The sequence below is a fragment of the Geomicrobium sediminis genome, assembly GCF_016908595.1.
In the GTDB taxonomy this organism is placed as follows: domain Bacteria; phylum Bacillota; class Bacilli; order Bacillales; family Marinococcaceae; genus Geomicrobium_A; species Geomicrobium_A sediminis.
This window is the reverse complement of sequence record NZ_JAFBEC010000001.1, coordinates 323,115-349,706: the sequence shown is the minus strand read 5'-3', so window position 1 is coordinate 349,706 and position 26,592 is coordinate 323,115. Positions and strand designations below refer to the sequence as shown.

31 protein-coding genes are annotated in these 26,592 nt (G+C 41.5%); 29 read left to right on the top strand and 2 right to left on the bottom strand.

The annotated features are described in order from the left end of the window. Positions 1–17 precede the first annotated feature (17 nt). The gene (locus tag JOD17_RS01850) at positions 18–659 is read right to left on the bottom strand and encodes a YigZ family protein (protein WP_204695446.1); all 642 of its coding nucleotides are present in this window, start codon (positions 657–659) and stop codon (positions 18–20) included. Between the two features lie 241 nt (positions 660–900). Between JOD17_RS01850 and JOD17_RS01845 the strand changes: the two genes are divergently transcribed. From JOD17_RS01845 to JOD17_RS01750, 20 genes are all read left to right on the top strand, one after another. Continuing rightward, complete coding sequence (locus JOD17_RS01845) at positions 901–2,046, top strand: sensor histidine kinase (protein ID WP_204695445.1); 1,146 nt, start codon at positions 901–903, stop codon at positions 2,044–2,046. 66 nt (positions 2,047–2,112) lie between these two features. Next, positions 2,113–2,832, top strand: coding sequence for a response regulator (locus JOD17_RS01840; RefSeq protein WP_042414959.1), 720 nt, complete (start codon positions 2,113–2,115; stop codon positions 2,830–2,832). Between the two features lie 112 nt (positions 2,833–2,944). After that, positions 2,945–3,790 carry a DegV family protein gene (locus JOD17_RS01835; RefSeq protein ID WP_204695444.1) on the top strand — a complete coding sequence of 282 codons (846 nt, stop codon included), beginning with the start codon at positions 2,945–2,947 and terminating at the stop codon, positions 3,788–3,790. 37 nt (positions 3,791–3,827) lie between these two features. Continuing rightward, positions 3,828–5,282 (top strand): ATP-dependent helicase ComFA, encoded by a 1,455-nt coding sequence (locus tag JOD17_RS01830; protein ID WP_204695443.1) that lies wholly within the window; start codon positions 3,828–3,830, stop codon positions 5,280–5,282. 161 nt (positions 5,283–5,443) lie between these two features. Next, positions 5,444–5,968: a phosphoribosyltransferase family protein gene (locus JOD17_RS21670; RefSeq protein WP_204695442.1), complete on the top strand. Its 525-nt coding sequence runs from the start codon at positions 5,444–5,446 to the stop codon at positions 5,966–5,968. Positions 5,969–6,048: 80 nt separating this feature from the next. Beyond that, entirely contained in the window at positions 6,049–6,456 is a 408-nt protein-coding gene (locus tag JOD17_RS01820; RefSeq protein ID WP_338028738.1) for a TIGR03826 family flagellar region protein, read from the top strand. Positions 6,457–6,458: 2 nt separating this feature from the next. Next, positions 6,459–6,716: a flagellar biosynthesis anti-sigma factor FlgM gene (flgM, locus tag JOD17_RS01815; RefSeq protein ID WP_204695440.1), complete on the top strand. Its 258-nt coding sequence runs from the start codon at positions 6,459–6,461 to the stop codon at positions 6,714–6,716. A 12-nt stretch (positions 6,717–6,728) separates the two neighbouring features. Next, a complete protein-coding gene (locus JOD17_RS01810; RefSeq protein ID WP_204695439.1) occupies positions 6,729–7,232 on the top strand; it encodes a flagellar protein FlgN in 504 nt (167 codons plus the stop codon). A 14-nt stretch (positions 7,233–7,246) separates the two neighbouring features. Then, entirely contained in the window at positions 7,247–8,731 is a 1,485-nt protein-coding gene (gene flgK, locus JOD17_RS01805; RefSeq protein ID WP_204695438.1) for a flagellar hook-associated protein FlgK, read from the top strand. Positions 8,732–8,750: 19 nt separating this feature from the next. Continuing rightward, positions 8,751–9,800: a flagellar hook-associated protein FlgL gene (flgL, locus tag JOD17_RS01800; protein WP_204695437.1), complete on the top strand. Its 1,050-nt coding sequence runs from the start codon at positions 8,751–8,753 to the stop codon at positions 9,798–9,800. 82 nt (positions 9,801–9,882) lie between these two features. After that, positions 9,883–10,341, top strand: a complete 459-nt coding sequence (gene fliW, locus JOD17_RS01795; protein ID WP_204695436.1) for a flagellar assembly protein FliW — start codon at positions 9,883–9,885, stop codon at positions 10,339–10,341. Next, positions 10,322–10,546, top strand: a complete 225-nt coding sequence (gene csrA / locus JOD17_RS01790) for a carbon storage regulator CsrA (RefSeq protein ID WP_042358253.1) — start codon at positions 10,322–10,324, stop codon at positions 10,544–10,546. Before fliW ends, csrA begins: the two co-directional genes overlap by 20 nt. A 337-nt stretch (positions 10,547–10,883) precedes the next feature. Beyond that, the gene (locus JOD17_RS01785) at positions 10,884–11,621 is read left to right on the top strand and encodes a response regulator transcription factor (protein ID WP_042414981.1); all 738 of its coding nucleotides are present in this window, start codon (positions 10,884–10,886) and stop codon (positions 11,619–11,621) included. A 94-nt stretch (positions 11,622–11,715) separates the two neighbouring features. Beyond that, positions 11,716–12,084 carry a hypothetical protein gene (locus tag JOD17_RS01780; RefSeq protein WP_204695435.1) on the top strand — a complete coding sequence of 123 codons (369 nt, stop codon included), beginning with the start codon at positions 11,716–11,718 and terminating at the stop codon, positions 12,082–12,084. 18 nt (positions 12,085–12,102) lie between these two features. Further along, entirely contained in the window at positions 12,103–12,282 is a 180-nt protein-coding gene (locus tag JOD17_RS01775; protein WP_204695434.1) for a putative motility protein, read from the top strand. 179 nt (positions 12,283–12,461) lie between these two features. Next, the gene (locus tag JOD17_RS01770; RefSeq protein WP_204695433.1) at positions 12,462–12,794 is read left to right on the top strand and encodes a flagellar protein FlaG; all 333 of its coding nucleotides are present in this window, start codon (positions 12,462–12,464) and stop codon (positions 12,792–12,794) included. Positions 12,795–12,911: 117 nt separating this feature from the next. Then, positions 12,912–14,732, top strand: a complete 1,821-nt coding sequence (gene fliD / locus JOD17_RS01765; RefSeq protein WP_204695432.1) for a flagellar filament capping protein FliD — start codon at positions 12,912–12,914, stop codon at positions 14,730–14,732. Between the two features lie 13 nt (positions 14,733–14,745). After that, the gene (fliS, locus tag JOD17_RS01760) at positions 14,746–15,156 is read left to right on the top strand and encodes a flagellar export chaperone FliS (RefSeq protein WP_239575106.1); all 411 of its coding nucleotides are present in this window, start codon (positions 14,746–14,748) and stop codon (positions 15,154–15,156) included. Further along, positions 15,153–15,515: a flagellar protein FliT gene (gene fliT, locus JOD17_RS01755; protein ID WP_204695431.1), complete on the top strand. Its 363-nt coding sequence runs from the start codon at positions 15,153–15,155 to the stop codon at positions 15,513–15,515. Before fliS ends, fliT begins: the two co-directional genes overlap by 4 nt. 54 nt (positions 15,516–15,569) lie before the next feature. Continuing rightward, the gene (locus JOD17_RS01750) at positions 15,570–15,938 is read left to right on the top strand and encodes a DUF8042 domain-containing protein (RefSeq protein WP_204695430.1); all 369 of its coding nucleotides are present in this window, start codon (positions 15,570–15,572) and stop codon (positions 15,936–15,938) included. A gap of 35 nt (positions 15,939–15,973) precedes the next feature. Here the strand turns inward: JOD17_RS01750 and JOD17_RS01745 are convergent, their stop codons facing one another. Beyond that, complete coding sequence (locus tag JOD17_RS01745; RefSeq protein ID WP_204695429.1) at positions 15,974–16,903, bottom strand: DUF6612 family protein; 930 nt, start codon at positions 16,901–16,903, stop codon at positions 15,974–15,976. Between the two features lie 195 nt (positions 16,904–17,098). On the opposite strand from JOD17_RS01745, the gene hpf reads away from it, so the two are divergent. The 9 genes from hpf (at position 17,099) to JOD17_RS01700 (ending at position 26,433) form a co-directional block, all read left to right on the top strand. Then, entirely contained in the window at positions 17,099–17,665 is a 567-nt protein-coding gene (gene hpf, locus JOD17_RS01740) for a ribosome hibernation-promoting factor, HPF/YfiA family (protein WP_204695616.1), read from the top strand. A 191-nt stretch (positions 17,666–17,856) separates the two neighbouring features. Further along, positions 17,857–20,370, top strand: coding sequence for a preprotein translocase subunit SecA (secA, locus tag JOD17_RS01735; RefSeq protein ID WP_204695428.1), 2,514 nt, complete (start codon positions 17,857–17,859; stop codon positions 20,368–20,370). A gap of 15 nt (positions 20,371–20,385) precedes the next feature. After that, positions 20,386–21,493, top strand: a protein-coding gene (gene prfB, locus JOD17_RS01730) for a peptide chain release factor 2 (RefSeq protein WP_152549691.1) whose coding sequence is annotated in 2 segments (ribosomal slippage) — positions 20,386–20,457 and positions 20,459–21,493 — 1,107 coding nt in all. Because the reading frame shifts where the segments join, the coding sequence is not laid out codon by codon here. Between the two features lie 74 nt (positions 21,494–21,567). Beyond that, complete coding sequence (locus JOD17_RS01725) at positions 21,568–22,443, top strand: YitT family protein (protein ID WP_204695427.1); 876 nt, start codon at positions 21,568–21,570, stop codon at positions 22,441–22,443. 68 nt (positions 22,444–22,511) lie between these two features. Further along, a complete protein-coding gene (locus tag JOD17_RS21665) occupies positions 22,512–22,859 on the top strand; it encodes a c-type cytochrome (RefSeq protein ID WP_042358263.1) in 348 nt (115 codons plus the stop codon). A 60-nt stretch (positions 22,860–22,919) separates the two neighbouring features. Continuing rightward, positions 22,920–23,267, top strand: a complete 348-nt coding sequence (locus JOD17_RS01715; RefSeq protein ID WP_204695426.1) for a c-type cytochrome — start codon at positions 22,920–22,922, stop codon at positions 23,265–23,267. A 211-nt stretch (positions 23,268–23,478) separates the two neighbouring features. Continuing rightward, positions 23,479–24,165 carry a cell division ATP-binding protein FtsE gene (ftsE, locus tag JOD17_RS01710; protein ID WP_204695425.1) on the top strand — a complete coding sequence of 229 codons (687 nt, stop codon included), beginning with the start codon at positions 23,479–23,481 and terminating at the stop codon, positions 24,163–24,165. Further along, complete coding sequence (ftsX, locus tag JOD17_RS01705) at positions 24,149–25,042, top strand: permease-like cell division protein FtsX (RefSeq protein ID WP_239575104.1); 894 nt, start codon at positions 24,149–24,151, stop codon at positions 25,040–25,042. The genes ftsE and ftsX overlap by 17 nt, the downstream gene beginning before the upstream one ends. Before the next feature lie 35 nt (positions 25,043–25,077). After that, entirely contained in the window at positions 25,078–26,433 is a 1,356-nt protein-coding gene (locus JOD17_RS01700) for a murein hydrolase activator EnvC family protein (RefSeq protein WP_204695424.1), read from the top strand. Positions 26,434–26,592: the final 159 nt, after the last annotated feature.

Genomic DNA, 26,592 nt, shown 5'->3' with positions numbered 1-26,592 from the left:
CTTTGTTCATTATTGGATTATCTTTTTTCGCGATCTTCTTCAACATAGGACGTTTCTGTTGCATTGAACGTTACACGATCGTTCGAGATTTCTACGAGCCAGTTTTCATAATTTGTTGTTTCTTCAACGGGTGCAGCTGTGAGAAAGGTTACATTTTCTGCATAGTTTATGTCAATTAACGTGTACGTTGATTGACGAAGTTCATTTTCTATTTTCCCTAGCAATTCGTAGGAACACGTTACTTCGTAGTGTTGCATTAGGCTTCGCTCGACTGCCCCAATTTCTTCTATACCTACGGAAACACTGCTTCCATATGCACGAATCAACCCGCCTGCACCGAGCTTAATTCCTCCAAAGTATCGTGTTACAACGACAACTGTATCTTTTAGTTTTTGTTTGAGGAGGACATTTAGCATAGGCACTCCTGCAGTACCCGAAGGTTCGCCATCATCATTGGCTTTTTGAACTTCATCATTTTCACCGATTACATAAGCAGAGCAGTTATGAGTTGCATTCCAATGTTCCTTTTTAATCGTTTCTATGAATTCTTTAGCTTCATTTTCAGTTGTTACACGTTTCATGTGCGTAATAAATCTTGATTTTTGTATTGTTTGTTCAGCTTGACCCGTTTTTTTAACTGTATAGTACGAATTGAGCATAAAGTGGAATTTCCCCTTTCGAGACTGTAACTACTTTATAATGTTTTTGTAACACACGAAAAGCGATAAACATGATAGTGTCAGACATGTCAGCGTTTTGTATAACAACTAACGCAGAATATGTTATTTCTTGAACTTTTCTTCTTAATAGCCGTTTAGACCTCTAAGAATGTGCTAAAATAATCATATCGAATCGCACGATAGTGTCAAACAAACGATTCGAAAGGCTGGTGATTATGGAATGGGTTCTAAACAATCGCTAGACCAAATCATTGAGCAAATGATGGACACGGTTAGAGATAGTAAAGAACAGATCTTTGAAATCTGTGAGAAAACGAGAAAAGAATACGCGGGGTTGGAGATCGAATTAAAAGATTTGCGTGTGAAAGTTGCGGAGATTATTCGATTGACAGATCAGAAAGAAATCCATGCCAAATTGGCCCGCAACCGCTTAGCAGAAGTTAGTCGTGAATTTGGAAAGTACAGTAATGAAGAAGTTCGGAAAGCGTATGAGCATGCCAACGAACATCAAATACAATTGGCCGTATTAAATCAAGAAGAGAAACAAGTTAGAGAGCGACGAGATCAAGTTGAGCGCAGGTTGCTCGAGCTTGAGGACACGATTGAAAGAGCAGAATTGCTCGTTGGACAAGTGTCAGTCGTTCATAATTTCCTCGTTGGCGATTTACGTGAAGTTGGAGAAATTGTTGAAGACGCGAAAGAAAAGCAAGCTTTTGGTCTGAAGATTATCCAAGCGCAAGAAGCTGAAAGAAAACGTGTTGCGAGGGATATTCATGATGGTCCTGCCCAGCTTTTAGCGAATGTGTTACTTCGCGCTGAATTAGTTGAACGTCTCTATTATGATCAGGGCATTGAAAGTGCACTTCAAGAAGTTAAGGACGTTAGACAAGCAATTAAGATGAGCCTTGCTGACGTAAGGCGAATCATTTATGATTTACGGCCAATGGCTTTAGATGATCTTGGGCTCATTCCCACATTGCGAAAGTATTTAAGCTCAGTAGATGAGCGTGAAGACATGAATGTGAATTTACGTTTTCTCGTACTAGGCGATGAACGAAGAATGGAGCCGAATTTAGAAGTCGCGCTGTTCCGCCTCGTTCAAGAAGCTGTCCAAAACGCATTAAAGCATGCAAATGCGTCTCAAATTATTGTTAAAGTACAGTTACTACAAGAGCGGGTACTGCTCATTATCTCTGATGATGGTTTAGGGTTTGATCAGTCAGAGAAGAAAGAAGATAGTTTCGGTATAATGGGTATGAAAGAGCGAGTCAACATGCTGAAAGGTCAATTTACCATTGAGAGTGCTAAGGGTAAAGGGACTAAGTTAATGTTTTCCGTACCTGTTGAATTAAAACAAGAAGTTTAATAGACTTTGAATTTTAACGCGACGCACGAGGAGTAGATCCTTGTACGCGGAGAGGTGAGTATAGTGATGTTAGATCGAGAACAGGATCAAATAAAACTTCTTCTAATTGATGATCATAAATTATTTAGAGAAGGTGTCAAACGTATATTGGCGATGGAGAACGAATTTGATGTTGTCGCTGAAGGAGACGACGGTAGCGAAGCTGCTGAACTCGTAGCGAAACATCGACCAGACGTTGTTCTAATGGATATTAACATGCCAGGCGTTAATGGAGTAGAGGCGACAAAGCACCTCATTGAAAGATTTCCTGATGTGAAAGTGTTAATTCTTTCCATTCATGATGATGAAACGTATGTGACACACGTATTAAAAACAGGTGCTGCAGGCTATTTATTGAAAGAGATGGATGCAGATGCACTCATTGAAGCAGTGAAAGTGGTCGGTTCAGGTGGGGCGTATATTCACCCGAAAGTCACGCACAACCTAATTAAAGAGTACCGCCGATTGGCAACAGGTGATCGTGTTGCGGCAACGAGCGATCAAACTGAGGTTGGCTTTAGAGAAGTGGAATACCGCAAGCCACTGCACATTCTGACACGTAGAGAATGTGAAGTTCTACAGCTGATGACTGATGGTTTTAGTAACCGCATGATCGGTGAAGACCTCTATATTAGTGAAAAGACCGTTAAGAACCACGTAAGTAATATCCTTCAGAAGATGAACGTAAACGACCGTACGCAAGCTGTTGTTGAGTCCATTAAAAAAGGCTGGGTAAAAGTAAGATAACAAAAAGTCGGAGCATCCTACGTGCTTCGACTTTTTTTCTGTTTTTCTTTCATTTAGTTTGAAAAAAACTTATAGTATACATAGGAACATAATGGAGAAGTGGGGTCCAAATATGTCAAAAATAGCGATTGTAACCGACAGTACAGCATATCTTGATCAGGAAACGATCGAGCGATATCAAATTAAAGTACTTCCTTTAAGTGTGAACTTCGGGGAAGAGACAATTGAAGAAACAAACCTTGGATACGAGAAGTTTTACGATAAGATGAGAAGCTTCCCCAATCTACCGACGACCTCTCAACCTGCACTCGGTCATTTCATTGAAACGTACGAGCAATTAGCAAAAGACCACGATGCAATCTTGTCGTTTCATCTATCAAGTGGGATTAGTGGAACGTTCCAAACAGCTGTGAGTGCGGCACGTTCAATTGAACATGCGAAGGTATATCCTTTTGATAGTGAGATCAGTTGTGAACCTCAAGCATTTTTCATTAGGGAAGCTGCACAAATGATCGAAGACGGTAAAGATGTGGATGAAATCTTCAAGCGTTTATCAGAGGTACGTGAAACGTTACAAGCCTACTTCATCGTTGATGACTTAAATCACCTTCATCGTGGAGGCCGTTTAAGCGGTGCGCAACGCTTAATTGGTAGTGCACTTAAAATTAAGCCGATCTTAACGTTTGAAAACAAAGTCATCGTGCCTTATGAGAAAGTTAGAACGTACAAGAGAGCTCTGCAACGAGTCTTAAATTTTCTTGATCAATCAGCAAGTAAAGGTAAACAAATAAATGCTAGTGTCATTCATGCGAATGCCTTACCTGAAGCCGAGCGAATTCAAAAGGAGATCCAGGAAAAGTACGATAACGTTACCGTTTCCATCTCATATTTTGGCCCTGTTATTGGTACGCACCTCGGTGAGAATTCTATTGGAGTTACATGGTACGAAAGTAATTAAAAGACGGCTAAGCCGTCTTTTTTTAGGAGGAATGCTTTTGAAATGTGTTTGGGTTGTTCCGAAAGGACAGTTCGCGCCAGTCGTATTACCGTGTGACTTGGTCCAGCAAGATGACGACGTACAATCAGACGCTGCAGTCATTACACACCTTAAGCCAAGTCCACCACTTCCGACGCTGCAAGGGAAGTCTTTACTCATAAGTGAGCTCACTGACCAACAAATCATTACTCGTCGCCAATTGATTGCAGGAACTTTGCAGCTTAGTATAGGAATTTCATTAAAGCGTTCTGAAGCAACATGCAACCGTTGTGGGAATCAAGATCAAGAGCAATTCGCCATGTTTGATTGTTATTGGTGTGGCCGTAACAAGTGCTTATATTGTCGTTCTTGCATCATGATGGGTAAGGTAACAACGTGTACACCACTCGTACATATTCCGGTTGCTGAACCATTTCCAAAGACACGACTGAGTTGGCATGGTTTACTGACCGACGCACAAAAGAGTGCCTCTAAGCAAATGGTTGAAATTCTCCAACATCGTACAAACAATGAATTGCTCGTATGGGCGGTGTGTGGTGCAGGCAAAACTGAAATGCTTTTCCCGCTTATTATTGAAGCGATTGATCAAAAGAAAACGCTACTTATTGCGACCCCTAGAACCGATGTTGTACTTGAGTTAATCCCCCGAATCAGACAAGCATTTCCGAACTTACGGAGTATCGCTCTTTATGGCGGAAGTGAAGAACGCTTTCAATCTTCACCTTTAGTTATCTCAACAACGCACCAAACGCGACGTTATTTTCAATACTTTGACGTTGTAATCATCGACGAGATCGATGCATTTCCTTATCACTACGATGATTCTCTACGTTTTGCTGTCAATAAAGCGGCAAAGCCCTCTGCAAAATTCTACTATTTAAGTGCTACTCCTCCACACTCACTTATAAGAAAGTTAAAAACAAACAACCAAATTGCTATGATTAACCGCAGGTATCATGGCTACCCTTTGCCTGTCCCTAGCTTAAAGTGGATTGGTGATTGGCGTACTTATGTGGAACGTGGAAAATTACCTCCTAAATTAACAGCTTGGATGAACCGTCAAGAACGAGAGTCAGATCGTCAATTACTCATTTTCGTACCGAGTATCAACGTTTCTGAGCGACTGGAATCAATCATTGCTCGTAAAGATATCATTTGTGTTCACAGTCAACATGCCAAGCGAAAAGAAATTGTCGAAGCATTCCGCCATAAACAGTATCATTGTCTAATTACAACGACGATCTTAGAACGAGGTGTAACATTTCCGAGTGTTGATGTGTTTATTTTAGGTGCTGAAAACGATGTATTTACAATTGCAGCGCTCGTCCAAATTGCAGGCAGAGCGGGTCGGAGTTTAGAAGATCCAAAAGGAGACGTACTTTTTTTACATGATGGGACAACGATTGCGATGAAGCAGGCCGTTAAGCAGATTAAAAGGATGAATGAGAGATGAGCAGTTGCCTCTATTGTCAAAAAGCAATTGAAGAGCAACTAAGCTGGGATACGCTTTTTAGGCGTGAGTATCGTCGGTTTTGTTACGCTTGTTCGCAGCAAATGATATGGATTAATACTCTTCATTGCAGTCGTTGTTATAGACCTCAAGCAGACTCAGCCGTGTGTTTAGACTGCGTTCGTTGGGAGAATAGTACTTATTGGTCGAGCAAGTTAACCCGTAATGTATCGCTTCTTTCCTATAACGAATGGGCACAAGACTTTGTTGCGCGCTTTAAGTTCCGAGGAGACGTCGTTCTTGCAAAGGCATTTGAACAAGAACTTAAACGAATGTATGCAAGGAATTTCAATCAACACCTGATCGTTCCAATCCCCTTAAGCGAAAAAAGAATGATCGAGCGTGGTTTTAATCAATCAGAAGTGCTCGCACGTTGTATAAGAACAAACATTACTGATGTTCTTGTTCGTATCATTCATGAAGAAAAAACGAGCAAGAAATTGCGTTGGCAAAGGGTAGCAGGTCGCTCTCGACCATTTGAGGTGACGAATCAAAAGAGCGTAATGTCAAAGAATGTAGTGTTGGTTGATGATATTTATACAACTGGTGCTACCGTTCGTAAAGCGGCGACGGTTTTACTTGAAGCAGGGGCAACTTCTGTCAGTTCAATGACATTATTTCGGAGTTGAATTGTGAGCCTTTCGTCATACTTAAACTTCGCATGTACTAGCCGATATACTAAGTAGAAGAACAGTAGAGAGGTGGCAACGTGACAGAACTAGTTAATTGTGTATCGTGTGGGAGTTTGTACGTGAAAACGATTCGTGATCTTTGTCCTCGTTGCTATCAACAAGAAGAAGCCTATTTTAGACGAGTCAGTACGTTTTTAAGGCGACGAGAAAATCGACAATCAACGATTGCTGAAACGTCGAGTGCGACTGGAGTTTCTGAGCAGCGTATTTTGGATTACATTTCTCAAGGACGACTTCAGTTGATTGACTTACCGAATTTCGAATGGTCTTGTTACTTTTGTAAAGTGAAAACGAGATACGGAAAGTTGTGTAAATCATGCGAAAAGCAAATGTCAAAAGACCTTGCTGAACATATAGAAGAAAGCGATAATAAACGTAAACAAACGTATTTCGTCAGAAACGATCACGATGGAAGGAGATCATGAATATGAAGATTAATCCGTACGGTTCTATTCATTCTTATTACCAATCATCCGCACAAAACGTCCAGTCTAAAGCGTCAGGGCATGAGAAAAAGGATTCGGTAGAGATCTCTTCAAAAGCGTTAGAAATGCAAGAAGAGCCTGTTCCAACTGAACGTGAAAAGCGTATTCAAGAGCTACAACAAAAGATTGACAATGGTACGTATGAAATCGATGAACGAGCAGTAGTGGAGAAGCTTTATGAATTTTGGAATGGTCGTTGAGGTGAGGATTAGATGAGTCAAATTCATCAGTTTGTAGAAACGTTAGAAGAACTTCAGCAACGGCATCATTATTTGTTGTCACTTGCGAAGAAGAAGACAGAATGTCTCCAAAAAGCTGATATTCAAGGCATTCAAGACCTCGTGAAGCTGGAAGCAGAGCAGATGAAAGAGTTGCGATACCTTGAGCGGGAACGGAAGTCGAGAAGTGAAGAGGTCGTAAAGTGGTATTGTCCAAAGCACGTACAAGACTTGCCAATGAATGAATGGCTAGAGTATTTACCTGAAGAAGAGAAGAACGTCTTGCACTCTCTTAGAACAGACCTTAAAGCGACAATGGAAGAGTTGAAAGATCAAAATGAATTGAACCGCCAACTCGTAACCGATAGTTTATCTGTCGTCGAAGCGACGTTAGATATGTTACGACCAGAAGATAATTCACAGTCATATCAGCCACCGAATCAAGTACAAGGAAACGAAAATAAGCAGCATTTTTCTGCGTTTGATTCAAAAGCGTAAGGAAGGGGAACGTGATGACGTCAACATTTCACGGATTACAAACGGCTTATAAAGGGCTAATGGCCCAGCAACGAGCGTTACAGACGACTGGACATAATATCGCAAATGCGAATACACCAGGTTATACACGTCAACGGGTGAACTTCAATGCATCGCAAGCTTTTCCAGCACCTGGAATGAATGCGCCCTCGATTGCGGGGCAAATCGGTACTGGAGTCGATGTAGAATCAGTGCAACGGGTGCGTGATGAGTTTTTAGATTTACAATACCGAGGCGAGAGTTCAAGAGCAGGGTATTGGGGAAAAATGCATGAAGCGTACAACCGAATGGAAGACATTATGAATGAACCGTCAGACTCTGGCCTCGGAATTGTGATGGATGACTTTTGGCGTGCCATTGAAGTTCTAGCGGACAATCCAAGTGATAAAAGTGCTCGTGAAGTCGTACGCCAACAAGGTGAGACACTTGCGGATACGTACAACTATATCGTTGACTCATTAACAAGCGTCCAGCAAGAGCTAAAGCATGAGCTAGACGGTACGACAAAGCAAGTAAACACGTTATTAGAGCAGATTCATAATCTTAACGAGGATATCAATCGCTTAGAACCACACGGCTATTTACCAAATGACCTTTATGACGAACGCGATCGATTAATCGATGAACTGTCAGAGCTCATTCCAATTGAAGTGAAACACGCTGAAAATCAACCTAAAGATAACCGTCACCCAACTGCATTGGGCCCGTTAGAGATTCATTTGAAGAATTCAAATGGTGAAGAAAGTAAGATACTCGATGCAGATGGTTTTCTAGAGATGACAGTTAATGAAAGTGAAAGTGGAAATGCAGTAAGTACTATTACGTTCAATCATGATACGGATGAGGATAGCAACGTTTATTTGGATATCCCTTCACAACACGGAAAAGTAGCTGCCCTCGTTGAGAGTTACGGGTATGTTATGGGTGAGGGTGATGATGCTCAAGTAATTGGTGTGTATCCAGAAATGTTAGAAGAATTGCAAGGTATGATGAATGAATTTGTCACAGCATTTAATACAACACACCAAGCAGGGCAAGGATTAAATGAATCTACGGGAATCAATTTCTTTACTTTCGATCAACAGAACAATCGTCTAGGAATTGATAACGCAATCAACAACCTTGACAACATCGCAGCTTCCGGGAGTGGCGTTTCAGGTGACGGATCGAACGCGTTAGCATTGTCTAATCAAATCGAACAACTACAAGAATCATACCGTGCAATCGTCGGTGAAATGGCTGTTGCTACGAACAATGCTGCGCGTATGGATTATACGAGTGGTGTTCGTCAATCGACCATTGAACAAAACCGATTGTCGATGAGTGCGGTGAGTCTCGATGAAGAAATGGTGAATATGATTTCATTCCAGCATGCTTATAATGCGTCAGCAAGGCAGATTACAATGATTGATGAAATGTTGGATCGAATTATTAATGGTATGGGAATCGTCGGTAGGTAAAAGAAAGTGAGGTGACGATATGCGGGTCACTCAGTCTATGATCGCAAATCAAACGTTAAGGCATATCCAGTCAAACTACAACAACATTTCAAAGTACCAAAATCAACTGAACACGGGAAAGAAGTTTAGTCGTGCATCGGAAGATCCGTTATCGGCGACGAGTGGGATGCATTATCGTACTCAAGTTCGTGAAATCGAACAATTTCAACGGAATCTATCATCTGCACATACGTGGATGGAGACGAGCGATCAAGCGCTTTATGATGTAAACACGAGCTTACAACGGATGAGAGAGCTCACATCTCAAGCGGCAAATGATACGTACGATAGCGAGCAGCGCAAAGCGGCTGCAGAAGAAATTGGACAACTGATTGATCACATCAAAGACCTTGGTAATACAAAGGTCAATAACAAGTACATATTTAATGGTACGGATACAGAGAATCAGCCGATTGATAAATCGAAATTCGACATTACGGTAGAAGACCCTAACGCCCCCCCCGATGGGACGATGTTATTTTACGAAGGAGTCTTATACGAATTTACGGATGGTAGTTACCAAGAACATGGCATAGACCCTGAAGATGAAGGAAGAACACCTGGTGAGATCGATGTAAATAAAGCGGTCTTCTTTGAAAGTGGAGCCATTTCCATTAACGAAGATGACGTCGAATTGCAGATGATGAAAGGCGTAAACATGCCAATCAATGCGAATGGTGCGGATATTTTTGGTTATGAAGGGTTCGGTGAACTCATCTTACTAGAACGATCAATGAAAAGTGCGGACTCGGGTACGGAGATTGGTGACCATTTAGACGTGCTTGATCAACAGCTTGATCGTGTTTTATCAGCGGAGGCAAACATTGGTGCTCGGCAAAATCGGATTATGATGACTGAGAATCGTATGGATCAACAATTAATAACTGCTACCCGAATTATGTCGGACAATGAAGATGTTGATTTCGCGGAAGCGATTATCCAACTCGTATCGCATGAAAGTATCTTAAATGCATCTTTATCAGCAGGTGCTAGAATTATGCAACCGAGTTTAATAGACTTTTTACGTTAATAAAGCCTGAGTTTAGGCTTTATTTTTTTGTTACTAGCAAAATAATCAGGTAAAATAAAGAAAAAAAGTAGGTGAGGGTTGGTTGAACATTTCAACGAAATATTTCGGGGATGTTACTGTGGACGAAACGAAGAGCATCACATTCCCTTATGGGCTCCCAGCGTTTGAGACGGAGCATACGTTCTTTTTGCTGCCAATGGCTAGTGATGAATCTACACCCTTTCAAATTTTACAATCTGCAACAACGAAGGATTTGGCCTTTGTCGTTTGTGAAATCTTTCAATTTTTCCCGGACTTCGAAGCAGAACTTTCACCTTATGAAATTGAATCGCTACGTTTAAATGAAGCGAAAGATGCGACATTGCTCGGAATCATTACTGTGCAAGACCCATTTCAATCCTCAACGATTAATTTGGCTGCTCCGATCGTTATGAATGTAAAAGAGAGGTTTGCTAAGCAAGTGATCGTAGAAGAGAGAGTAGCGCGTCGTAGAGCGCTATTGTTTCAGAGGGAGGAAGCGTATGCTCGTACTGACACGTAAAGTCGATGACGCAATCATGATTGGGGATGACATCGAATTAAAAGTGATTAGCATCGAGAAGGATCAAGTGAAACTCGGTATTGCAGCACCAAAACATGTGAGCATACATCGAAAAGAAATTGTTGTTGATATTGCAAAAGAAAATCAAGCTGCTGCATCAATTTCACAGGAACTATTTTCCCAGATAACGAATCGGAATGAATAGCATAAATAATAGATATTTAGACTAGATATAGAAATATAAGTCTATAAGATTATATTCCAATTTACCTGTAATTGAGGAATTGGAAAAAGTTCAGAAAAGTGTACGGGAAAGCAATATAAAATACCTAGTCCTTTGCTGTCTTTTAGTAGGATCCCTTATTTTGTCATGATTATCGCACCTTGTTTGATGATTGGATCATTGTTAATCTTTCAACATAATTATGTTTTTCACCTGTGTGAAATATTAGACTTGATACAGTTTTTAGTTCTAAAGTCCTTTCATTAACTGTTGTGCTTGCTCAGTTGATGTTGGATTGATGATAAAGGAGGGATTGTTGATGCACACCTCTGCCCAACTGCACTTTGGCAATAAGACTGGAAAGACGCTTCCCTTTCTTTGGCTACAATTAGGTGGAAAAAGGAACGATGAATTCCTACTTACTGCTTTAAAGGCTAGTGGCTTTAAGACAAAGTACTTAGAACAGATCCCAGACACGGTAGACGATGTAGTAAATGATGTATCACTATTATCGAAAGAAGAGAGTTTTTATTTATTAGAGAGCGGACGACTGTATGGATTGATGAATCGTTTTCGTATCTGTGCTGCGATTCCAGCAGATACACCAGATCTTCTTAAGAAAACTGTAGAATCGGATATTACGACGTTAATTTGTATTAATCAAAGCTCAAGGTCGATTGCACAACACTTTGCTACAGCGATTGATTACTCGTCTTATGTAGATCCTCTATTACAAACGGAACTTATTGAAGTACTGCGACTAAATCGTTCGTCAGTCATTAACGAGCCTCCTTTTGAAATTGTAAAAAGGAATATGGACCCAGATGCTTTAATGCTTGATCATGCGAAAGCATCGATCCGCTTAACGGCATCTGAATGTCGAGTGCTAGATTCAATCTTAAAAGGAAAAAGCAATCGAAAGATTGCCGAAGATGATTTTTTATCTGTTTCGACCGTGAACAATCACGTCAGTCAATTGACGAAAAAGATCAACGCAAATGATCGGACACATGCTATTAAGCGGGTCATTCAATTGGGCTGGTTACGTTCTGGATAAGTCAATTAAACATTTTGACCAAACAAACCGATATAGGTAAGGGAAGCAACTCTATGAATGTTGCTTCTCAACTATCATTGTGGAGTTGGTGAATGTGCATGAACGGGAATTGTACAACCGGTTTGGCATTCTTGGTGACCGAGTCGTTTATGCTTTAGAACATGCTGAAGCTTTGATGGATTCAAAAGCAAAGTGTGATGAAGTTCTTCGGCATTTAAAAGAAGTGCTTCTGTTTTATTCTGAGCTCGAAGGTTTAATTCCTAGAACAGGTGATAATCGAGAAATTGGAAACATAAAGGCAAGGCTGACGCGAAATCGTCGTGGAATTGAGGAAGTGATGTATCTCGTGGAGCTAGGGAATACCGTGCGTGCATCTGAAATGCTCTCATTGACAATCCTACCGGCTAGTCGGCGTTTAAAAGAACAGTGCATGTCTGCATTATCACTTGAGCCAAATGTCTAAGTAGATGGAGGAACAAAGATGGATATCGCTGGTTTATCGATGTTGAAATCTCAACAGGCTACTCAACTTAATGTGAACGTTGCGCTACTTAAGAAAACGCAAGAAGTTGCTTTAGAGCAACATGAACAATTAGATCGTATGCAAGTTGATGCTAGAGTGGAAGCGGTAAAAGTTTCTGAACCGTTTAAAGGAGCATAGGTTGATATTCGTGCATAAGAACAATATCCTATTCGGATGTTGTTCTTTTTTATTATGGAATCCTGATTGTAGCAGTTTTATATGGCTAAAGAAGGATTTCTGCGTTTGGGACTATAGAGAGCGATCGATCCGCCGATATAGTAAACAAACATGTAAGAAAGTAGGTATCTGCTGTGCAAATGAATGACATTTCGGGCATGGAATTCAGAGGACGCATTAATGGAGTACAGGAACAGTTACCAAGTAAAGAGAAAACGAGAGAGCTAGAAGAGAAGGGTCGTCCAATTAGCAAGGATACGGTTCGTATTCATGTCGAAGAGGCGAATCGTCAATTTGAGTCGCGTCATACGAATTTGAGTTTTAAGATTCATGAAGATCTATCAAGGATTTATGTACAAGTCATCGATCGCCAGTCTGAAGAAGTAATCCGCGAAGTCCCTCCAGAGAAGCTTCTTGATTTGAACGCGGCAATTTTAAAGCAAGCAGGCGTGATTATTGATGTTGAACGTTGACAGTTGCATGTAGCAATTGTCTTTTTTATGGAGAGCTGAAAAGGAATTGTGATTGAACGTTAACAAGTTATGAAATGAGTCGATATAAAGAATAAGTCAAGAAGCGGGGTGGCTTTAATGAGAATTTCCGGTTTTGCGTCAGGGATGGATATTAACCAAATGGTATCAGACTTAATGAGAGCAGAACGAGCTCCGATGGATAAATTTACCCAACAACAGACATTTAAGAATTGGCAAGTCGATGCCTATAGAGAATTAAACACAAAGGTTCGGGCGTTTGAACAGTCGATCTTTGATCGCTTGTTAACACCGAGTCGTTTTTTAGCGAGAACAGGTAGTTCAACGAATGAATCACTCGTTTCAGTAACATCAACATCAGGAACAGGAAACTCTCACTATACGATCGATCGAGTAAGTCAATTGGCAAAGGCAGCTTCAACACATAGCAAAGAGAAAATTAACGGTGAAGAAGGCATTGATCCTAACACATCTTTCAAAGATCTAAATCTAGAATCAATGAATTGGGCTAAAGGTCAAGTGAAAAGAGATCTTGTAGAACGTGGTGAAGATGGCGTTTATAGGCTCGGACTCGAGGGTGAAAGCATTGGTGAGAGCCCAGTCGTTCGAGTGAATGGACGAGAATATGAAGTGGTAAGTGAGCAGGAGAAGCTTGTTGAAGGAAAGGTCTTCATCGAAAACGGAGAACTAACGTTTGCCCCAGATGAAGTCTCAGAGAATGCACGTGTTGAAGTGGAGTATGTTGACCCACATGGAGAAGGGAATTATACGAAAGCAAGCATTAGCACGTTTGACGCGAATGGCGAACAACAGACACATACGATGTTCATTACGGAAACCGATTCTTTACGTAGTGTGATGAACAATTTTAACAACAGCCCGATTGGGGTTACGATGTTTTATGATGAATTTTCGAATCGTGTGTCCGTGAGTCGAACGGAGACTGGTGTGTTTAATCCAAAAGAGGGTTCTGAGGAGATTATTTTCAATACGTTGAATCTGCCTTCAAATAATGAAGGTGATGACGTATCAAATGGTGGAGAGGCATTTAACTTTTTCAACAGTGTCCTAAATCTTGAATCAGGCCAACACGGTGCCCAAAACGCGGAGTTTGAGATTAATGGATTAAAGACTGAGAGACAATCGAATACGTTCACAATCGGCAACTTAACGATGACATTAAGAGGTCAATTTGATGAGCCGATCAGTGTTTCTTCCTCTGTTGATACAGAAAATATCGTGAAGAACATTACAGAGTTCGTTGATGAGTACAATGCGCTTATTGAAGAAATGAACGGGTTAGTCAATGAACGGCAAAATCGAGATTATCCTCCTCTTACGAGTGAACAACGAAGTGAGATGTCTGATCATGAGATTGAGCTTTGGGAAGAAAAGGCTCAAAGTGGACTAATGAGTCGGGATCGTGAGCTGCAAAGCTTCTTAACGAATATGCGGATGACGCTTTATCAATCTGTGGATCAAGATCAATCCAACATTCGCCATTTAGGTGATCTTGGGATTACAACCTCAACGGATTACTTGGATAATGGAAAGCTCGTCATTGATGAAGCGAAGCTTCAAGCAGCGGTGGAGAACGATCCAGAAGGGGCGTATCATTTCTTTGCTGGATCAGGTGAGAATCAAGGAATTGCCCGTCAACTTCGTCAAGATGTCAACAATGGTATTGACGCCATTTCTCGAAAAGCCGGTGGTTCTAACGGGCGTCACCAAAACCATCAATTTGCTATTGGTCGTGAATTGAACCAATTGGATTCGAGAATTGAGAACTTTGAACGGCGATTAGCACAAAAGGAACAGCGATATTGGCGCCAGTTCACTGCGATGGAACAAGCCATTGCCCGTTCAAACAGTCAAGGAGATATGCTGTATAACTTTATGTTTGGTAATGGTAATTTCTAAAGGGGGTTTACGGATGACGTATACTCAGACAATGTCTCAACAAGCGTATCAACAAAACCAATTTCAAACGGCTTCTCCCGGAGAGTTAACGTTGATGTTGTATAACGGCTGTTTGAAGTTTTTGAGGTTGGCAAAACGAGGATTAGAAGCAGAGAACTATGAAGAAAAGAATAAGAACATCACAAAAGCGCAAAACATTATTAGGGAATTGATGGTCACGTTGCAAGTGAACGATGAGACGAGTGAACAGATGCTCAAGCTTTATGATTACGTTCATGACCAACTCGTTCAAGCTAACGTACATAACCGCAAAGAGAACTTAGATAACGCAGAAGCGATTGTGACAGAGTTTCGTGATACGTGGAAGCAAGTCATTCAAGTCGACCGTCAAAACCGTCATCAAGGTGGGCAGTTGCCTGTATGAGCAGCTTAAACGCCTTGCATGAGTTAACGATTAAGCTATATGATCACCTTACGCTGCCGTTACCGACAAATGATGATGAACGGGATCAATACATCGAGAAAGTCGATCGTTATTTAGAGCGAAGAGAATTAAGACTGTCTTCGTTACACCAAGTTGAACGAAACAAAGAAACCATGATCGTCGCGAAAGAGATTATGGACATGAACAATAAGATCGATATGAAATTACACGAAGCAAGAAGCGTCATTGGTCGAGACTTACATCGTGTGCGTGCTCAAAAGCAGATCAATGATCAATACGAAGGAACAACACCGTCGCAACAACCGATGACGAGTTATTATTTTGATCAGAAAAACTAAGCTTCGAATTTAAATTTTCGAGGCTTTTTGCTATGGTTGCAGTGAGGTGATGACATGGAAATCGGCGTCGAGAGCCAAGTCAAATTTTTAGAGCGGTTAACAGAATATCTAGAAACCGTGACGGATGGTTTGCAGCTTGTTACTCAGTTTTACCATCAAGGTGAGACGGAGCCTGCGGATCGTTTGCGGGAAGAGCTTATTCAAGGGTTTGGACGGTTCGGGGATGAAAATGTCACGATGTATGCGATATTTCGTTCAGATGAACAGGTTTATGAAGAATGGCAAAAGCTCTTAGAAGAGGTAAAGCAACCGTTTGACTCGCTTTCTGTTAAAACAAAGCAAGAACGTATTGCTACAGTCACGTTGCCGGCATTTCAGCGTTTTTTATTAACATCACAGTGGTTACTACAAGAGAAGAAGTGAAATACAAAAATAAGCTGCCTACTGGAATAGGCAGCTTATTCAGTTCCTTCTTGTTGCATGTTTTGGAAAGCTTCTGTATCAATTTGTACAGGCTCTGCTTCTTCTTTGACAAAGTCAGGAATCGTGATGGGGTCAATCTCATTGTGGCGATCGTACGTCAGGTCTAATTGTTGATTTGCATGAATTTGTGCACCTTGTTCAGGCGAGATGAACAATTCAATCGATATTGAGAACGACTCTAAGTACTTTGATTCGCGATCGATTGTAAGTTCATAATTTAACGATTGGATGGTAAGAAGTGATTGCAAATCATCCATCATTAAACCAAACCCTCCTTGCAAAACGTCAGAAATCTGTTCACCTTGTTCATTGACAGTTTCCGTGTCACCAATTGCTGTAATCGTAATCGTCTCATCATCATTTTCTTCCATAGACAAGGAGCTTTCTACAAGATAATCAAGAAGGATCGTTAGTTGCTGTTCATCTTGGTAGTTCTGTAAAGAGTTCATGGATTGCAGCGTTTCATCGGGCATGTGCATCCACGTTTCAAAGTTAGGTTCATAAATGTAAAACCCTTCTGTTTCATGTAAATAAGTTTCAAATGTTCGTTCAAGTTCTTCATCATTCGGGTCGGTCATCGTCGCAATTTCATGATAAGCAAAGGGGTCCTTCGATACCCATTGCGTCGTTTCGGTGTGAACATAAGAAGTATTAATATTCCTTCGATTACGTTGTTCAGCAGACATGGATACTTCAAAGCTGTTTAATTGTTGCATTGCTTCCATTGATGAAGTGATCCATGAGAGCGCTTCTTCACTTTCATCTTCTTCAACGTGTTGGTCTTCGTCAGTTACACGTTCATCTTCGGGGACGTCTCGTTCTGTATCTTCTTCATCAGAATCAAGACAAGCGGTAACGACACTGACAGTTACGGCGAGAGTGATGGATAGAAGTAATTTTCGCACAGTCAGATCCCCTTTCATTGGAGCTTCTGACTGTATCGTACCATATATTTTTGGATACTGTATGTGCGACGGAATAGACGGTTAGACCCTTAGGAAGAATGTTGTCATTTTATTGTAACGAATTTGTCGTTTGAGAAGGGATTTAAGAGTGGTATATAGAAAGTGTAGACATCCTGAAAGGAGGAGTTCTTGATGATGAATTACAACATCCGTGGTGAGAACATGGAAGTAACACCATCATTACGAGACTATGTGGAAAAGAAAGTTGGCAAGGTGGAGAGGTACTTTGACTCGACCCCTGTTGCTGACGTTCATGTTAAAATGCAGGTGAGAAGCACAAATGAACACAGTATTGAAGTGACGATTCCCATGTCTCAGCTTCTTCTACGAGCAGAAGAAAAGCATTCAGATATGTACGCGGCGATTGATCTCGTCGTTGAGAAGCTCGAACGACAAATTCGCAAGTACAAAACAAAGGTTAATCGCAAGTTTCGTCAAAGTGGAACAAAGGATATCTTTAAAAACGAAATCGGTGTAACGGAACTGTCGAACGGTTATTCTCCTGAAGAGGAAGAAGATTACTTTAACCTCGTTCGTACGAAACGTTTTAATTTAAAGCCGATGGATGCTGAGGAAGCCGTTCTACAAATGGACATGCTAGGTCACTCATTCTTCGTATTTTCAAATGCAGATAACGGCGATACAAATGTTGTTTATCGAAGAAAAGATGGTCGCTACGGTTTGATTGAGCCAGAAGCTTAAAACGAGCGAAAGGGATCGCCCCAAATGATGGGCGATCCCTTTTTTTACGATACGACAAATTCCCCTCATTGTATCAAAGAAGACAAATTGTTAAAATAGGGATTGGAGACAATTGATACAAATTGGGTAAATAGGTAAAACCCTCATATACTCCATCAACATCAACCCAACTTTGAGAGGAAGATGGTCAAGTGATTGGTCTAATAAAGAAAGTTATTGGAGATACAGACGATAAAAAATTAAAGAAACTACAAAAGATTGTAGACAGTGTAAATGATCTTGGCGATGACATGAAAGCATTGTCTGACCACCAACTTGCCGAGAGAACAGAGAACTTCAAATCACGTTATGAAGGCGGAGAATCACTCGATGATCTACTGCCGGAAGCGTTTGCCGTCGTACGCGAAGGAGCAGACCGTGTGCTTGGAATGCGTCCATTTGATGTACAAGTAGTCGGTGGTGTTGTTTTGCATCGCGGTGATACAGCGGAAATGAAAACGGGTGAAGGTAAAACCCTCGTAGCAACGATGCCGGTTTACTTGAACGCGATTACTGGAAAAGGAGTCCATGTCGTTACGGTGAACGACTATCTTGCTAGGCGAGATAGTGAGCAAATGGGTGAACTGTACCGTTTCTTAGGGCTTACTGTCGGTCTAAATGAAAAAGGTCTAACAAAAGATGAGAAGCGCGAAGCATACAAGTGTGACGTCGTGTACGGAACGAACAATGAGTTTGGCTTTGACTATCTTCGTGACAATATGGTGTTATACAAAGATCAAATGGTTCAGCGTTCTCTTCACTATGCAGTGGTCGATGAAGTCGATTCAATTCTTGTTGACGAAGCAAGAACGCCACTCATCATTTCAGGTTCTGTTGAACAGAGCACAGACCTTTACGTAAAAGCCGATGGATTCGTTCGGATGCTTCGGGAAGAAGAAGATTTTACGTATGAAGAGAAATCCAAAAACGTACGTTTAACAGAAGAAGGCGTTAATAAAGCGGAGAATTATTTTGGCTTAGATAACCTATTTGATTCTGGAAACGTTCAACTTACCCATCATATTAACCAATCGTTAAAAGCGCATCGTGCAATGAACCGTGATGAAGATTATGTAGTCGAAGAAGGCGAAGTGGTCATCGTTGACTCCTTTACAGGACGTCTGATGAAAGGTCGCCGTTATGGAGACGGTCTTCACCAAGCGATTGAAGCAAAAGAAAGCTTAGCTATCCAAAAAGAAAGTATGACACTAGCATCCATTACGTTCCAAAACTACTTCCGTATGTACCAGAAACTGTCGGGAATGACCGGTACGGCTAAGACGGAAGAAGAAGAATTCCAAAACATTTACAACATGAACGTTATTTCTGTTCCGACGAACGTTCCGATTCAACGACAAGATCAATCTGATTTGATCTATCGTAAAATGGAATTTAAATTCAAAGCAGTTGCTGAACGTGTCGAGGAGATCCACAAAACAGGACAACCCATTCTAGTTGGTACAGCGAATGTGGATACGTCTGAGCTCGTTTCAAAGATGCTTAAAAAACGAAAGATTGAACACAACGTCTTAAACGCTAAGAACCACGCGAATGAAGCAAAAATCATTACAAAAGCCGGAGAAAAGGGCGCAGTTACGATTGCGACGAACATGGCCGGTCGTGGTACAGATATTAAACTTGGAGAAGGTGTACCGGAGCTAGGTGGTTTGTTCGTACTCGGTACGGAGCGTAACGAAAGTCGCCGTATTGATAACCAACTTCGTGGACGTTCAGGCCGTCAAGGTGACCCAGGAATGTCACAGTTCTATCTTTCAATGGAAGATACGCTCATGAGACGTTTTGCAAACGAACAAATGCAAAGTACGTTAGAAAAAATGGGTATGGAAGACGATGAGCCTCTTGAAAGTAAAGTTGTTACGCGAATTGTTGAGTATTCTCAAAAACGAGTTGAGGGGCACAATTTTGATGCTCGTAAACAAATTCTTCAATACGACGATGTAATGCGTGAGCAACGTGACATCATTTACAAGCAACGAATGGACGTGCTTGAGTCAGACAACCTTGAAGAAGTTGTAAGTGGCATGATGCAAAGTGTACTCGAACGAACGGTTGCGCAGTTTACGCCTGAAAATGAAGTACCGGAAGACTGGGATATTGACGGTTTGATTGCAGAGCTGAACAACTCCGTACTTTACCGTGGCGATGTTACGGTAAACGACTTGTATGGTAAGGAACCAGAAGAGATCGTTGAACTTCTTGAAGGCAAGGTCAAAGCCAACTACAAAGCAAAAGAAGCTGAAATTGGCGAAGAAAAGATGCGCGAGTTCGAAAAGGTCATTATGCTTCGTGCGGTTGATCGCAAATGGATGAATCACATTGATCAAATGGAGCAGCTTCGTCAGGGAATTCACTTACGTGCATATGCGCAAAACGACCCTCTTCGCGAATACCGTCAAGAAGGGTACAACATGTTCGAAATCATGGTTTCTGATATCGAGGAAGAAGTGACTCGTTATGTCATGAAAGCAAGAATTCGAAACAACATGCAACGTGAACAAGTCGCTGAACAACAACAAGCGACTCACGGTGAACAAAAGCAGGAACAAAAGAAAAAACAACCGATTAAAAAGACACCTGAAGCAGGTCGTAATGAGCCTTGCCCATGTGGTAGCGGTAAGAAATACAAACATTGCCACGGGGCATAATAAAGGATGATAAACATGGATAGCTCAGAAATTCGTAATGATATCTCAGCAATGACAAAACGTCTTGCGGACTTTAGGGGGTCTCTTTGACTTAGATGTCAAAGAAGATCGCATTAAAGAACTTGAACTCAAGATGACAGAGCCTGGCTTTTGGGATAACCAAAATGAATCTAAAAAGGTTATTGATGAATCAAACGGACTAAAAGACATCACGGTCACCTTCCGGAACTTAGAAGAAGAGCTCGAGAACTTGGAAGTGAGTTTCGAGCTGCTTCAAGAAGAGCCAGATGCTGATTTGGAACAAGAGCTATTAACGGGTTTGAAATCACTTGGACAACAAATTAACGATTTTGAGTTACAAATGTTATTAAGTGAGCCGTATGACAAAAGCAATGCTATTCTAGAATTGCATCCAGGTGCTGGTGGTACGGAATCCCAAGATTGGGCAGAGATGCTTCTTCGAATGTACAAACGATGGGCGGAGAAGCGAAGTTTTTCTGTAGAGACGCTAGATTACCTTGCTGGTGATGAAGCAGGTGTTAAAAGCGTAACGCTTCTCATTAAAGGTCATAATGCGTACGGATATTTAAAAGCAGAAAAAGGTGTGCACCGTCTTGTGCGGATCTCACCGTTCGACTCTTCAGGACGACGCCACACGTCTTTCGTATCGTGTGATGTGATGCCTGAAATGGACGATGACGTGAATATTGAGATTAATACAGAAGACTTAAAAGTTGATACGTATCGTGCAAGTGGTGCAGGTGGACAGCATGTCAATACGACTGACTCTGCAGTTCGAATTACACACCTCCCAACAAACACAGTCGTTCAATGTCAAAATGAACGCTCACAAATTAAAAATAGGGAACAAGCGATGAAAATGCTAAAAGCCCGTTTGTATCAATTAGAGATCGAAAAGCAGCAACAAGAAATTAATGAATTGCGTGGAGACCAAGGCGATATTGGTTGGGGTAACCAAATTCGTTCTTATGTATTCCATCCGTATAACATGGTGAAAGATCATCGGACGAACCATGAGATTGGAAATACGGGTGCGGTGATGGACGGCGGTATTGATCCATTTATTGATGAGTATTTACGTTCGACACTCTCCACAAAATAATAAAGGTCTCAATAAGCTGCCCGAATGGGCAGCTTAATTTTTGTGCATATTGAATGAAAGGGGTACGAATTCAAATGACTCAAATCGACACAAAACGAAGGCAACCGCTTGAAGGAAACGCGAGATTTTTCCTGAATTTATTTCTCGTACTTACTGGATCTGCACTCGTTGCGATATCATATAATTTATTTTTACTACCTAACCAAATTGCTTCAGGCGGAGTGAGTGGTTTTGCGACGATTGTCTACAATACGATGGGGATTGCACCGCACATTACGTTGTGGGCGTTAAATATTCCTCTGTTTTTAGTAGGGATGTTATTACTCGGAGGCTGGAAATACGGAGGCAAAACGATTGTTGGGACGTTGTTTTTACCTCTTGTTGTTTGGTTAACCGAAGATTGGACACCACTTACGAGTGATCCGTTACTCGCTTCGTTATTCGGGGGAATTGGTGTTGGTGCCGGATTAGGACTCGTATTTAGGTCAGGAGCTTCAACTGGTGGAACGGACTTGGCTGCCCAAGTTATTAATAAGTACACAGGCATTTCACTTGGTGCTTGTGTGTTTTTTATGGATGGTCTCATTGTGACACTTTCGGCTTTTGCGTTTAGTATCGAGCTGGCGTTATTTGCACTCATTGGGCTTTTTATTACAGGAAAAACGATTGATGTCGTTCAAACAGGGCTTGGGTATGACAAAATGGCATTCATTATCACGAGCGAAGAGGGCAAAGTAAAAGAGGCAATTCTTCACGATGTTGATCGTGGGGTTACGAAGTTGCAAGCAAGCGGTGGTTTCACAGATGATGAACGGCCGGTTTTGATGGTCGTTGTAAACCGTAATGAAGTCGCACTTTTAAAGCGAACGGTCCAAAAAATTGATCATGAGGCTTTCGTCGTTGTAAGCAATGCGACAGAAGTTCTTGGACGGGGTTTTAAAATGGATTGATTTAGGAACACTAAGGTCATGGGCATATGGTATGCCCCGTTTTTCCTAAAGGAAGGGAGGTATGAGGGGTGAAGAAGCTACTATTAATCACGGGTGCTCTTGCATTTATTCTTGGTGGTTGTGGAGGCGCTGATGACACTGAAGATCCAGCGATGGATGATGATGGTGCAATGGAGGAAGAAGCTGCTGATGATGGCGGTTCTGTAAGTGCTGAAGAAGGAATGGCACTGTATGAACAAAACTGTATGAGTTGTCACGGTGGTGACTTCGAAGGGATGTCAGGTCCAGCGCTTGAAGGCTATAGCGAAGACGAAGTGTTAGCAGCAATTGAAGAAGGTCCTGGTAGCATGCCAGCAGATATTGTGACTGGTGAAGATGCAGACGCTGTAGCGAAGTATGTTGCAGAAGAAGGGTAATGTACATTCAAAAAAGCTTTCGGTCAATCCGAAAGCTTTTTTTGAAGAAAGGGATGCGCTATGAAACGTTGTTTGATCATCGGAGTTGCAGTAATCGTTTTTTTAACAGGTTGTGGGGAGGATCGCGAACCGGTTAGCGATGAAGAAGGTGGAACGACTGATCAAGAAGCGGAAGTAGGTCGTACGTACGACAGCGCTGAAGCGGCTCATCTTTATGAACAAAATTGCTTAAGTTGCCACGGGCAAATGGAAGACAATGAAAGCGGTGCGACTGGCCCGCCTTTAGCAGGCTACAGTGCTGAGGAAGTACTAGACGCGATCGTTCAAGGTCCAGGGAGTATGCCAGCAGGCTTATTAGAGGGTGAAGAGGCCGAAGCTGTAGCGAATTACATTGCAGATTACGATTGAAAAACGAGCAAAATAGCTGCTCGTTTTTTCTTTTTGTTATATTTCTAGGGTAGGTTGTTAAACACATGAAATGAAACTGTAACACAAAAAAAGAGTGGGTCTGATATAATAATTTTCGTAGATCATGACAAAGAATGCCATGATTCTACATAAAACCTGAAAAGGTGTGCGATTACGTGATCAAGAAAAGTGTATTAGGTGTGGGGTTATCATGATTACGATGAAACGAGTGCGCAAGACGTATCCAAACGGGGTACAAGCGCTAAACGGAATGAATATCCATATAGACAAAGGTGAATTTGTATATGTTGTCGGCCCAAGTGGTGCCGGAAAAACGACATTTATCAAATTGATGATTCGTGAATTAAAGCCTTCTGAAGGATTAATTCAGATTAACGGGAACAACCTAGGGGATTTATCGGACAAGCAGATTCCTTATCTACGACGTAAGATCGGCGTTGTATTTCAAGACTTTAAGTTGTTTACAAAACTCTCGGTCTATGAAAACATCGCATTTGCTCTTGAGGTTATTGAAGAAGAACCAGAGCAAATTAAAACAAAGGTTATGGACGTTCTTGATATTGTAGGTCTGAAATCTAAGGCGAGGTTCAACACAAGTGAGTTATCAGGTGGAGAGAAGCAACGTATTGCGATTGCAAGAGCGATTGTTAATCAACCGGCTATCTTAATCGCTGACGAACCGACAGGGAACTTAGATCCAGAAACCGCTTGGAGTATTATGGGGACGTTAGAGGAAATTAACAATAGAGGCACCACAATTGTTATGGCAACTCATAACAGTCATATCGTCAACACGTTGAAAAAACGAGTCATTGCAATCGAAAACGGCAAAGTAGTACGTGATGAATTGGGAGGTTCTTATGGCTATCAAGCGTAAAACACTCACACGTCACGGTCGTGAAGGGTTTAAGAACATACGTCGAAATGGATGGATGAGCTTTGCATCCATGAGTGCAGTCGCAATTATGCTTTTCGTTGTTGGGGCGTTTGCATTCTTAATTGTCAACACGAATCATCTCATTGATACGATTGAGAACGATGTCGAAATTCGAGCGTTTTTTGAACATGATGTCGATGCATCAGAGCAAGAGTCTGTTCTCGAAGAAGTTGAAAGTCATGATTCAGTAGAAAACGTTGTTTATCGAGACCGTGATGAAGGTCTTGACGTGTTTATGGAAAGCATGGGTTCAGATGGTGAAGTATTCGAGAACTTGCGAGAAGAGAATCCATTAAATGATGCGTTAATCATTCAGGCTACAGATCCACAAATGACCGCTGCAGTTGCAGAAGAAGTAAACGCACAATCAGCCATCGAATCGGTCGAATATGGGGAGTCAATTCTCGGACAATTGTTCACAGTAACGAATTATGTACGAATACTAGGGGGCGCACTAGTTATTGGCCTCATCTTTACTTCTGTATTCCTCATTTCAAATACAATTAAACTTACAATTTTGTCCCGAAAAGATGAAATTCAAATCATGAAGCTTGTCGGTGCAACGAATAGCTTTGTTCGCTTCCCTTTCTTCATTGAGGGAGCGTTGATCGGACTGATTGGAGCCATCATTCCAATTGCCGGCTTAACAGTAGGTTACAGTTATCTTTACAGCTTTATGTATGACCAAGTTCCATTTTTCACATTTGTAGAGCCGAATCCAATGATCTGGCAAATCTCAGGTTTGCTACTACTAGTCAGTATTCTCGTTGGAATCTTTGGTAGTCAAATGTCGGTTCGCAAGTTTTTGAAGGTATAGATAAACGAGTAAGGTTTAGAGGAGGAGCATGCAGCATGCAGGGGAAGAAAATAATCATGTTTGCCGCAGCGTTCTTGATCGCCCTAGGAAGCTGGACGACGATTCACGATTCAGCTTCCGCCTCTAGTAGTCTAGAGCAGGAGCTACAAGATCTTGAGCGTGAACGTGAACGAATTGAAGAACGTTCCAATGAAAGAAAGCAAGAGCTTGGTGGGGTTGAAGAGGATCTAGACGCAATCAATGAAGAAATCGCTGAACTCGATCAAGAGATCGGAGAAACAACGAGCGAGATCGCGAGTCGTGAAGCAGAAATTGAAGAAATTGAAGCAGAAATCGAAGCATTAAAAGAAGAAATTAAAGAAATCGAAGCTCGAATTGCTGAACGAGATGAACTAATTAAAGATCGTGCAGCTTCAATGTATAAAAGTGGCGGCAGTTCAGTTGAATATCTAGAAGTTATTTTAGGCGCTGAAAGCTTTGGAGATTTCATTGAACGCGTACATACGTTATCAACGATTGCAGAACAAGATCGTGCGATCTTAGAAGAGCATCAAGCGGATCACGAATTGTTAGAAGAAAAGAAAGCAAAGGTTGAAGAAAATCTAGCAGCCTTGGAAACGCATTTACAAGAACTCGAAGAGTTACGTAAAGAACTTGAAGGATCAATGGCAGTTAAAGAAAGTGTTATGTCTGATCTAAAAGAAGAAGAACTCGAACTTCTTGATGAAATTAACGGATTTACGAATGAAAAGTTACTTCTTGACGATCAAGTAGCTTCTAAGCAAGCTGAGATTACGAAAGCTGAAGAAGAAGCGCGTGTTGCTGCTGCGAATGCACAAGCAGAACGTGAAGCAGTTGAAGCGGCTGAGGCAGCAGAGTCGGAAGCAGTCGCATCAGCGTCAACGTCTCCTTCATCTTCATCTGAATCAAGTTCTAACTCTAGCAACAATAACTCTTCAAATGCATCAAATCCTCCAAGCGTAGGTGATACTGGAGGCACACTTGCAACACCGGCTACAGGTAGAATTTCTTCACAGTATGGTCCCCGTTGGGGCAGCTTCCACCACGGTATTGATATCGGAGCGGGTGGACGTTCAAATGTACCAATCGTAGCAGCGGAATCAGGTACGGTTTCTTATGCTGGGTGGATGAACGGGTACGGAAACACCGTCATCGTTCGACATACGATTGGCGGACGGACTGTAGAAACACTCTATGCTCATCTTGATTCAATTGATGTTTCAAATGGTCAATCTGTAAGTCGAACACAACAAATTGGAATCATGGGTAATACGGGCGCTTCTCAGGGTGCACACCTCCATTTTGAAGTTCATGAAGGAACTTGGAATGGTAGCAAGTCGAACTCTGTTAACCCGATGAATTATCTATAATACAAAAACACAAGTTGCTTATGCGACTTGTGTTTTCTTTAGGTATGCTCTGTGATCTCATGGACGTTGCTGTATTCTTTAATCTGATGGTGAAGATCCTTTCTTGACAAGCCAGAAGAGAGGATTGTCGCTTTCAATGATTGAGCAGAAATTCCCGTA